This window comes from Acidovorax sp. GW101-3H11 (assembly GCF_001633105.1).
GTDB lineage: Bacteria > Pseudomonadota > Gammaproteobacteria > Burkholderiales > Burkholderiaceae_C > Acidovorax.
The window spans coordinates 19055-28297 of sequence record NZ_LUKZ01000036.1 but is presented as its reverse complement, the minus strand read 5'-3'; the positions used below and the strand labels follow the sequence as shown (position 1 = coordinate 28297).

Annotated in this window: 9 protein-coding genes; all 9 read right to left on the bottom strand. The window is 59.7% G+C overall.

From position 1 onward, the window contains the following. Positions 1 to 506: 506 nt before the first annotated feature. Positions 507 to 1031: a phosphoribosyltransferase gene (locus A1D30_RS23985; protein WP_063463243.1), complete on the bottom strand. Its 525-nt coding sequence runs from the start codon at positions 1029 to 1031 to the stop codon at positions 507 to 509. 60 nt (positions 1032 to 1091) lie between these two features. Beyond that, entirely contained in the window at positions 1092 to 2468 is a 1377-nt protein-coding gene (locus A1D30_RS23980) for an adenylosuccinate synthase (protein ID WP_063463242.1), read from the bottom strand. 27 nt (positions 2469 to 2495) lie between these two features. After that, on the bottom strand, positions 2496 to 3644 hold the full coding sequence (locus A1D30_RS23975; RefSeq protein ID WP_063463241.1) for an ATP phosphoribosyltransferase regulatory subunit: 1149 nt from the start codon (positions 3642 to 3644) through the stop codon (positions 2496 to 2498). A gap of 89 nt (positions 3645 to 3733) precedes the next feature. After that, positions 3734 to 3916, bottom strand: a complete 183-nt coding sequence (locus A1D30_RS23970; protein WP_063463247.1) for a DUF2065 domain-containing protein — start codon at positions 3914 to 3916, stop codon at positions 3734 to 3736. Between the two features lie 25 nt (positions 3917 to 3941). Further along, on the bottom strand, positions 3942 to 4850 hold the full coding sequence (gene hflC, locus A1D30_RS23965) for a protease modulator HflC (protein WP_063463240.1): 909 nt from the start codon (positions 4848 to 4850) through the stop codon (positions 3942 to 3944). 9 nt (positions 4851 to 4859) lie between these two features. Then, positions 4860 to 6236, bottom strand: coding sequence for an FtsH protease activity modulator HflK (gene hflK / locus A1D30_RS23960; protein WP_063463239.1), 1377 nt, complete (start codon positions 6234 to 6236; stop codon positions 4860 to 4862). Between the two features lie 53 nt (positions 6237 to 6289). Continuing rightward, positions 6290 to 7465, bottom strand: coding sequence for a GTPase HflX (gene hflX / locus A1D30_RS23955; protein ID WP_082836606.1), 1176 nt, complete (start codon positions 7463 to 7465; stop codon positions 6290 to 6292). A 63-nt stretch (positions 7466 to 7528) separates the two neighbouring features. Continuing rightward, positions 7529 to 7783, bottom strand: coding sequence for an RNA chaperone Hfq (gene hfq / locus A1D30_RS23950; RefSeq protein WP_063463238.1), 255 nt, complete (start codon positions 7781 to 7783; stop codon positions 7529 to 7531). Positions 7784 to 7889: 106 nt separating this feature from the next. Further along, the gene (gene der, locus A1D30_RS23945; RefSeq protein WP_063463237.1) at positions 7890 to 9233 is read right to left on the bottom strand and encodes a ribosome biogenesis GTPase Der; all 1344 of its coding nucleotides are present in this window, start codon (positions 9231 to 9233) and stop codon (positions 7890 to 7892) included. Positions 9234 to 9243: the final 10 nt, after the last annotated feature.

Genomic DNA, 9243 nt, shown 5'->3' with positions numbered 1-9243 from the left:
AAGAATTGAAGTGAACTTCACTTCTCTCTCATGAGCGTTTGTAGTGCTAAGCACTAGTTCCAAAGAACTTGGCACTCGCCATCAAACGCCCACGCTTATCGGCTGTATGTTTTTAATGAACCGGATCACTCACAAAGACCTAAATCTTTCTTCGCTWTCCCGACCTAGCTGCGATCAGCTGAGCCTTGAATTCTAGCACAGTTTTTTAAGAACTGTCAAACTTTTTGCTTTTCTCTCGACGTCATCAGCATCTGCCAACAACCCGCCTTACTCAGCGAAGCCTTGTATTCTATACCGAGTTTTTAACCACCCAGACAACAAAACAAAACTTTTCTTCAACCCCTCCAACAACCAGCAGCACAACCCCGAAGGGCATCGCTACCAGCCACCAAACACAGCACCAGACGATCAGATCATCCGGAACAAGTACTTCAGAAGCGAAGCCCTCGACTATAGCACGGGTTGAGGGGGCATTACCAAGAATTCTGAAAATTCTTGGCGACCTATCAAACCCGCCACTTCTCCAGCAGCTTTTCTGGGCCCAGGCTGTCATAGCCTTCAAACGGCTGATGGATCCAGGGGTTCGTCGGCAGGAACTCGACGGAGTAGTCTGGAGTGAACGTTGACAGGCCTTTGGTCCAGATCACTGCACTGCGCAGCTCCGTGATCGGTGCGTAGTTGGTCTTTAGCATGTCAATGACCGCATGCAGCGTGTGCCCAGAATCCGCCAAGTCATCCACCAGCAGCACCTTGCCCGCAATCTCACCCTTGGGGGTTGTGATGAAGCGCGCAATGTCGAGGTGCCCCTGCACGGTACCAGCCTCGGCCCGATAGGAGCTGGTGGACATGATGGCCAGCGGCTTATCAAAAATGCGGCTCAGGATATCGCCGGGACGCAGACCGCCACGGGCCAAGCACAGAATGGTATCAAACGCCCACCCGGACTGATGCACCTTGAGCGCCAGCTTCTCGATGAGACTGTGGTACTCGTCATAACTGACGTAAAGGTGTTTTCCGTCTTCGGTCAACATGGAATGGCTCCTGAACAGGTGGTGGCGGCTAAGACAACAGCGACAAGGCAACCCCGAAGGTTAGCCTGCAACATAAGGGTGACGCATCATGATCGTATGGTCCCGATCAGGGCTGGTCGAGATCATGGCGATGGGAACACCCGTGACTTGTTCGATACGCTCCAGATAACGACGCGCGCTTTCTGGCAGCTTTGCGTAGTCGGTCACCCCCACAGTGGACTCGCTCCAGCCTGGCAGCGCTTCATAGATGGGCGTGCAACGGGCAATGTCATCTGCGCCCATGGGCAGCAAGTCGATGCGCTCGCCATCCAGCTCGTAGCCGGTACACAACAACAACTCGGTCAATCCATCAAGCACATCCAGCTTGGTGATACACAGACCCGAGAGGCCATTGACCTGCGCACTGCGCTTCAACAGCGCAGCATCGAACCAGCCGCAACGGCGGCTACGGCCCGTGGTCACACCTTTTTCAGCGCCCACCGTGCTCATGTGATAACCCGGGGTTCCGGGGACTTCCCAATCCAGCTCCGTCGGGAAAGGACCGCCACCCACACGTGTGCAGTAAGCCTTGGTGATGCCAAGGATGTAATGCAGCATACCGGGGCCCACGCCAGAACCCGCAGCCGCATTCCCCGCCACGCAGTTGCTCGACGTGACATAGGGATAGGTGCCATGGTCCACATCAAGCAGTGTGCCTTGCGCACCTTCAAACAGAAGATTGGCACCCGCCTGGTTGGCTTCATTCAACTCGCGCGACACATCCGCCATCATGGGCCTGAGCAACTCGGCATGGCGCATGGCCTCGGCATACACCACGTCAAACTGCACCTTGCCATCCTGGAGGTAAGGCTTGAGTGCGTCGCCGAAAACAAACTTGGCGGAGCCCAGGTAAGTGGTGAGCACGTGGTTGTGCAGGTCCAGCAGCTCACGCAGCTTGGATGCAAAACGCTCAGGGAACTTCAAGTCCTGCACGCGCAGGGCGCGGCGGGCAATCTTGTCCTCATAGGCGGGGCCAATGCCGCGGCCCGTGGTGCCGATTTTCTCCGTGCCACCCTGCTCCCGCGCAGCCTCGCGGGCCACATCGATCGCAGCGTGAAATGGCAGGATCAGCGGGCAGGCTTCACTGATACGCAGGCGCGAGCGAACCTCTACACCCGCTTTCTCCAAGCCCTCGATTTCTTCGAACAACTTCGCAGCCGACAGAACCACGCCATTGCCGATGTAGCACTTGACCCCGGGACGCATGATGCCGCTCGGAATCAGATGCAGCGCGGTCTTCACACCATTGATCACCAGCGTGTGACCTGCGTTGTGCCCCCCCTGAAAACGCACAACACCTTGAGCGCTTTCCGTCAGCCAATCGACCAGCTTGCCTTTGCCTTCGTCACCCCACTGGGTACCGACCACCACTACGTTGCGACCTTTGGTTGCTTTCATCTCAAACCCAATTCAAATGACAATTGCTCAAACAGCCTGCACGACCCAGCGGCCCGCGACCTGGACCAGTTCACGGTCGCAGTGGAACTCATCCACTTCGCTCCCGTGGCCCGGCAAAACACAAACGACCGTCTCCCCTGCAGAGCGCAGCTCAGAGATCGCGGCATGCACATCGGCACCCTCGCCCCAGGGGGCCCGGATGGCAGCCTTCAATGCACGGGGAGGCACCACACTCACCACCTGCTTGATGTCCAGGCTGAATCCAGCGGCAGGCCGGTTGCGCCCAAACACAGCACCCACTTCGTCGTAGCGGCCACCGCGAACCAGCGCATCACTGGCGCCACGGGCATAGATCGCGAAGCGGGCGCCACTGTAGTAAGCGTAACCACGCAGGTCCGCCAGATCGAACGTGACCGTTGCGCCTTCTAAACGCGATGCCAGCCACTTCAAATTTGATAGCACCTCTAGCACACCAGACACGCGGCGGAGGGCCTTTTCGGCTTCAACCAACACAGAGGAATCGCCGTAGAGCTGAAGCAGGGCCAAAAGGCCTTCCCGGGACTCGGCCGGGAAATCGCGGGTCAGCGCTCCCAGCTCCTGGGCATCCTTCGCCGCCAACGCTGCGTGGATCGCACTCAGCAACTGCGGGCCCACCGTAACGCCCGCAAGGAGGTTGCGGACGATGCGGACATCGGCCAGATCAATCGTGGTGTCACGGACTTCGGCGATCCGCAGACATTCACGCGCCAGTTGCAATGCCTCCAGATCGGCCTCCACTCCAGCGTGGCCGTAAATCTCGGCGCCAAACTGCAGCGGCTCACGGGTGGCATGGGGACGATCAGGGCGCGTATGCAGCACAGGGCCGCAGTAACACAGGCGTGTTACCCCTTTGCGATTGAGCAGGTGGGCATCGATGCGGGCGACCTGGGGCGTGGTATCGGCCCGCAGCCCCATGGAACGACCGGAGAGTTGATCGACGAGCTTGAAAGTCTGGAGGTCCAGCGCTTCGCCCGTGCCCGTCAGGAGCGACTCAAGGTGCTCCATCAGCGGCGGCATGACCAACTCATAGCCATAACAACGGGCTGTATCAAGCAGCCCGCGACGCAATTCTTCGATGTGCCGCGCTTCAGACGGCAAGACATCGGCAATGTGATCCGGAAGGACCCAAGCAGACATGGAGAAAAGGGGAGGCTGTTAAAACCGTGATTCTACCGGCACCCGCCAAGGGCACCCAAAGAATCTCTAGCGACGCTCAATGACAACCGTTAGAGCCAGAGCATCAACAGGCCAGCAATGATGGCCAGAAACGCAAAAAAACGTATCTGACCATCTTGCAGTTGGGCAATCTGCTGGACTGTGCGCTTCCAGCTTTGTGGCGAGAAAAAGGGCAGCAAGCCTTCAATCAGCAGGACCAGCGCCAACGCGGTCCACAGGCTGTCCCAGGTCACGCCCACCACTCACCACGCACGCGCATTACTTGCGAGGAGCCGCCTGGGATGCAGCAGGCGCACCACCACGGAAGACCTTGAAAAAATCAGACGAAGAGGGGTCCAACACCATGACATCGCTTTTCTTGCTGAAGCTGGCTTTGTAGGCATCCAGGCTCCGGTAGAACTGCGCGAATTGCGGGTCACGACCAAATGCTTCTGCGTAAATGCGCGCCGCCTCGGCATCACCTTCACCCTTCACCTTCTGGGCATCGCGGTATGCATTGGCGATGGTGATCTCACGCTGGCGGTCCGCGTCGGCGCGGATTTTTTCACCCTCGGCCGCACCGGTGGAGCGCAGTTCATTGGCCACACGTTTGCGTTCCGCTTCCATGCGCCGGTACACGGATTCCGTGATCGCCTCCACATAGTCCACGCGGGTGATACGAACATCCACCACATCCACGCCCCAAGGCTTTGCACCACGGACTGTGTCGAGCACTTCACGCTTCACATCTGCCATCAAGGCTTCGCGCTTGACGGAAAGGAGCTCCTTGACCGTGCGCTTGTTGATCTCTTCCTGGAAGGCATTGCGCACCACCCGGTTGAGTTGCATGGCGCCAGCACTTTCATCGAGCCCCACATTGCGGATGTACTCCGTAGGCTCGGAAATGCGCCAGCGCACGTACCAGTCGATCACCACCCGTTGCTTCTCAGCTGTCAGCATGGGCTCGGTGTCCGTGCTGTCCAAGGTCAGGAGACGCTTGTCGATGTATGTCACGTTCTGAAACGGTGGCGGCAGCTTGAAATTGAGGCCCGGCTCAGTGATCACTTCCTTGATCTGTCCCAGCGCATACAGCACCCCGAACTGACGCTGATCCACCACAAAAAGCATCGAACTCATGAGAGCAAGCACCACCAAAATAGTGGATGCAATAAATCCAACTCTGTTCACGAACGGCTCCTAGCGAGATTCACGGTCACGGGTGCGATTGGAATCACGCGCCCGGGGATCATTGGAAAAATTGGCCGCTGGTGCAGCAGGCGCCACAGCGGGCGCCGCGCTGGTTGCAGGAGCATCCACAGCCCCCACACCACCACTCGCCACACTCTGCATGATCTTGTCGAGCGGCAGGTACAAGAGGTTAGAACCTTGGCGAGACTCCACCAGAACCTTGGTCACACTGCCATAGATCTGCTGCATGGTGTCCAGGTACATGCGATCGCGCGTGACCTGGGGCGCCTTCTGGTACTCGGCCAGCACCGACGAGAAGCGCTGCGCATCACCTTGTGCCTGGGCCACGATGCGTGCCTTGTAGGCTGCAGCCTCTTCATTCAGGCGCGAGGCGGACCCGACCGCACGCGGCACCACATCGTTGGCGTAGGCCTGCGCTTCATTCTTGGCGCGCTCACGCTCCTGGCCCGCTTTCAGGACATCGTCGAAAGACGCCTGAACCTGCTCTGGAGGACGCACCCCCCCCTGCTGCAAGTTGATACCGACGACCTCGACGCCCACTTTGTAGCGGTCCAGAATCGTCTGCATCAGCGTGCGAACGCGGGGAGCAATCTGGTCGCGCTCTTCGGCCAAGGCCGTGTCCATGCGCATCTTGCCCACGACCTCCCGCACAGCGGTTTCGGCGGCCTGGACCACGGCGTCGGACGGGTTCTTGCTTTCAAACAGCCACGCCCGCGCATCACTCAGGCGATACTGCACGGCGAACTTGATTTCGACGATGTTCTCGTCTTCAGTGAGCATTGCCGACTCTCGCAGGCCCGTGCTCTTGATGACGGTATCGCGGCCCACATCAGCGGAGCGGATCTGGGTCACAAAAACCAGCTCATGGCGCTCAATGGGGTAAGGCAAGCGCCAGTTGAAACCCGCACCCACGGTGCTCTTGTACTTGCCAAACTGGGTGATGACGGCCTGCTGGCCTTCCTGGACGATGAAGAAGCCTGTGCCCATCCAGATCACAAACACAATGCCCGCAATCAGGCCGACACCGACCCCGGCACTCTTCATGTCTGGCTGAAAGCCGCCCCCCGACCCGCCGCCATTGCCCGGCCCGCGCGATCCGCCACCCTTGCCACCAAACAGACCACCCAGCTTGCGATTCAGGTCACGCCAGAGTTCATCCAGATCCGGAGGCTGCTGGCCGTTGCCAGGGCGCTGGTCGCCGCCACGGGGACCATTCTGGGGTGAGCCTCCCTGCCGATCGTCAGGACGCCCCCCCTCTTCCGATTTGTCCTCACCACGACCCCAGCGGGGATCATTCAGATTGAACATGCCCCGAATACGTTCTGGCAGCGAAGCCCAGCGTAGGGTGCGGTTTTGGAAATTCATGCGCAAAGTCTCTGGTTCTCGGATGGGGTCAATCAGTCCGTCATTGTGCCCAATCAAGGCATGGCATCTGGCAATTCAACGGCATCACCTGGGGTCATGTCCAACTGCGTGGCCAGCACCCTGGTTGCCAGCGCGTGGCGCAAATGGTCAAGCCCCTCGCCCGAACGGGCACTCACAAACAGCCGGGGCAGCAGATGCCCCGCGACCTCGTACTGGTCCTGCAACTCCGGCGGGCGCCGCTCATCAGCCAGCGCATCCAGCTTGTTGAACACCAGGATCTGCGGAATATCGGCAGCGCCAATCTCCTGCAGAACGCGTTCAACCTGTGCCATCTGCTCAGGAAAATCGGCATTGGATGCATCCACCACATGCAGCAGCAAATCCGCGTCAATCGCCTCTTGCAGCGTGGCCTGGAAGGCATCCACCAGCCCGTGCGGGAGGTCCCGGATAAAACCCACCGTATCGGACAACGAGACCGACCTGCCCGCATCAGCCAGGTACAACTGCCGGGTTGTGGTGTCGAGTGTTGCAAACAGCTGGTCAGCCGCATAGGCACGGGCCTTGACCAAGGCATTGAAGAGCGTGGACTTGCCTGCGTTGGTGTAGCCGACCAATGAAATGTTGAAGGTATCGCGCCGCTCGCGCTGCCTGCGTTGTGTGGACCGCTGGCGCTTGACCTTGACCAGGCGCTCGCGCGTACGCTTGATCGCGTCACCAATCATGCGGCGGTCCAGCTCGATCTGCTTTTCGCCAGGGCCACCACGGGCGCCAATTCCGCCGGTTTGGCGCTCCAGATGCGACCAGCGACGAACCAGGCGGGTGCTCACATACTGCAGCTTGGCAAGCTCGACCTGCAGCTTTCCCTCGTGGCTGCGCGCACGCTGGGCGAAAATTTCAAGGATGAGCAGCGTGCGGTCGTTGACCGGCAACTCGATGTGGCGTTCCAAGTTGCGCTGCTGGGCAGGGCTCAAGGACTGGTCAAACAGCACCTCAACCGCACCATGCATCTGGGCCAACGTGCGAATCTCATCGGCCTTTCCGCTGCCCACAAACAGCGCCGCATCCGGCGCCTTGCGCTTGCAGGTAATGCGGGCCACAGGCTGCATGCCAGCGGTCTGAGCCAGCAGCCCCAGCTCCTCCAGCTCACCATCGAAGTGGGGCAGACCAAAGTCCACTCCCACCAACAATACCGGAGCGGTGCCTGCCTGAAGGGGCGTAGCCGAACTCAAAGCGGGCCGCCCTTTTGTACCACCTGACTCAAAAACGAAAACCGGCTAGCAAGCGGCAACCAATCAAGGGTTGCTGCTGTCGGCATCAGGCGTTTCTGCGGTGGAAAAATTGACTGCGCGACCCGGGACAATGGTCGAAATCGCATGTTTGTAGACCATCTGGGTCACCGTGTTGCGCAGCAACACCACGTACTGGTCAAACGACTCGATCTGCCCCTGCAGCTTGATGCCATTCACCAAATAGATGGAGACTGGCACATGCTCCCGACGCAGGGCGTTGAGGAAGGGATCTTGCAAAAGCTGGCCTTTATTGCTCACGATATTCTCCGTGTTCAAAAATGTTGTTGTAAACCGGCACCTTACCACAGCCAGAGCCCCACCCCGCCAGGTTCAGGCATGGCCCTTCGCTGTTCGCGACTTTGTTTTAACCCTCGTCCTTGTCGGCAAACGGGTTGTGCGAGGTCTTCATCTCGATTCGGAGCGGCGTGCCCACCAGGTCAAACTCCTTGCGGAAGCGCCCTTCCAGGAAGCGCTTGTAGGCATCCGTCACATGCTCCAGCGAATTCCCGTGAATCACGATCACCGGGGGGTTCATGCCCCCCTGGTGCGCGTAACGCATCTTGGGGCGGAACATGCCAGCCCGCTTCGGGCTCTGGAACTGCACGGCCTCCAGGAGCAGGCGCGTGAGCACCGGCGTGGACATCTTGCAGGTGGCAGCCCGGTGCGCCTGGGCTATGGAAGTCCAGAGGGGGCCGAGGCCCTGGCGCTTCTTGGCCGAAATGAAATGCAGTGAAGCGAACTTCAGGAACGTCAATCGCGTCTCGATGGAGCGCTCCAGCTGCTGGCGCTGGTAATCATCCACCGCATCCCACTTGTTCACCGCCAGCACCACGGCACGGCCACTTTCCAGAATGTACCCCGCAATGTGCGCGTCCTGGTCCGTGACCCCTTGCGTGGCGTCCAGCAGCAGCAGCACCACGTTCGCTGATTCGATCGCCTGCAGCGTTTTGACCACCGAGAATTTCTCGATCGCCTCGAACACCTTGCCCTTGCGCCGCAGGCCAGCGGTGTCCACCAGCTCAAACCGCTGGCCGTTGCGCTCGAAGGGCACCGTGATCGCGTCGCGGGTGGTCCCCGGCATGTCAAATGCCACCAGCCGCTCCTCACCCAGCCAGGTGTTGATCAGCGTGGACTTGCCCACATTGGGGCGGCCTGCCACGGCCAGCTTGATGACGCCCTTGTCGGCAGCAGCCTCCGCCTCGTCGGGATCGGGCAATTGCAGAGGTGCCAGCGCCAGATCGACCAAACCACGGATACCTTGTCCATGCGCTGCCGACACGGGATAGACCTCGCCCAGCCCCAGTTCATAGAACTCGGCCAGCTGCACGCCCTGCACCATGCCTTCGGCCTTGTTGGCCACCAGCACACAAGGTTTGCTCAGGCGGCGCAGGTAGTTGGCAATGTCATGGTCTTGCGCCGACAGGCCCGCGCGGGCATCGACCACAAACACCACCACATCGGCCTCAGCCACCGCTTGCTGGGTCTGCTTGGCCATCTCGCGATAAATACCGCTCGAAGCGTCGGGCTCGAAGCCCCCCGTGTCGATGACGATGTACTCGTGCTTGCCCTGCTTGCCATTGCCGTAATGCCGGTCACGCGTGAGCCCTGCAAAGTCCGCAACGATGGCGTCGCGGGACTTGGTCAGGCGGTTGAAAAGCGTGGATTTGCCGACATTCGGACGCCCCACGAGGGCGATAACTGGCTTCATTGAATACAAC

What these genes read in the sequence shown, in the direction of transcription:
- A1D30_RS23985 (WP_063463243.1), bottom strand. Translation starts at nt 1,031, where the DNA reads ATGTTGACCGAAGACGGAAAACACCTTTACGTCAGTTATGACGAGTAC.
- A1D30_RS23980 (WP_063463242.1), bottom strand. Translation starts at nt 2,468, where the DNA reads ATGAAAGCAACCAAAGGTCGCAACGTAGTGGTGGTCGGTACCCAGTGG.
- A1D30_RS23975 (WP_063463241.1), bottom strand. Translation starts at nt 3,644, where the DNA reads ATGTCTGCTTGGGTCCTTCCGGATCACATTGCCGATGTCTTGCCGTCT.
- hflK (WP_063463239.1), bottom strand. Translation starts at nt 6,236, where the DNA reads ATGAATTTCCAAAACCGCACCCTACGCTGGGCTTCGCTGCCAGAACGT.
- der (WP_063463237.1), bottom strand. Translation starts at nt 9,233, where the DNA reads ATGAAGCCAGTTATCGCCCTCGTGGGGCGTCCGAATGTCGGCAAATCC.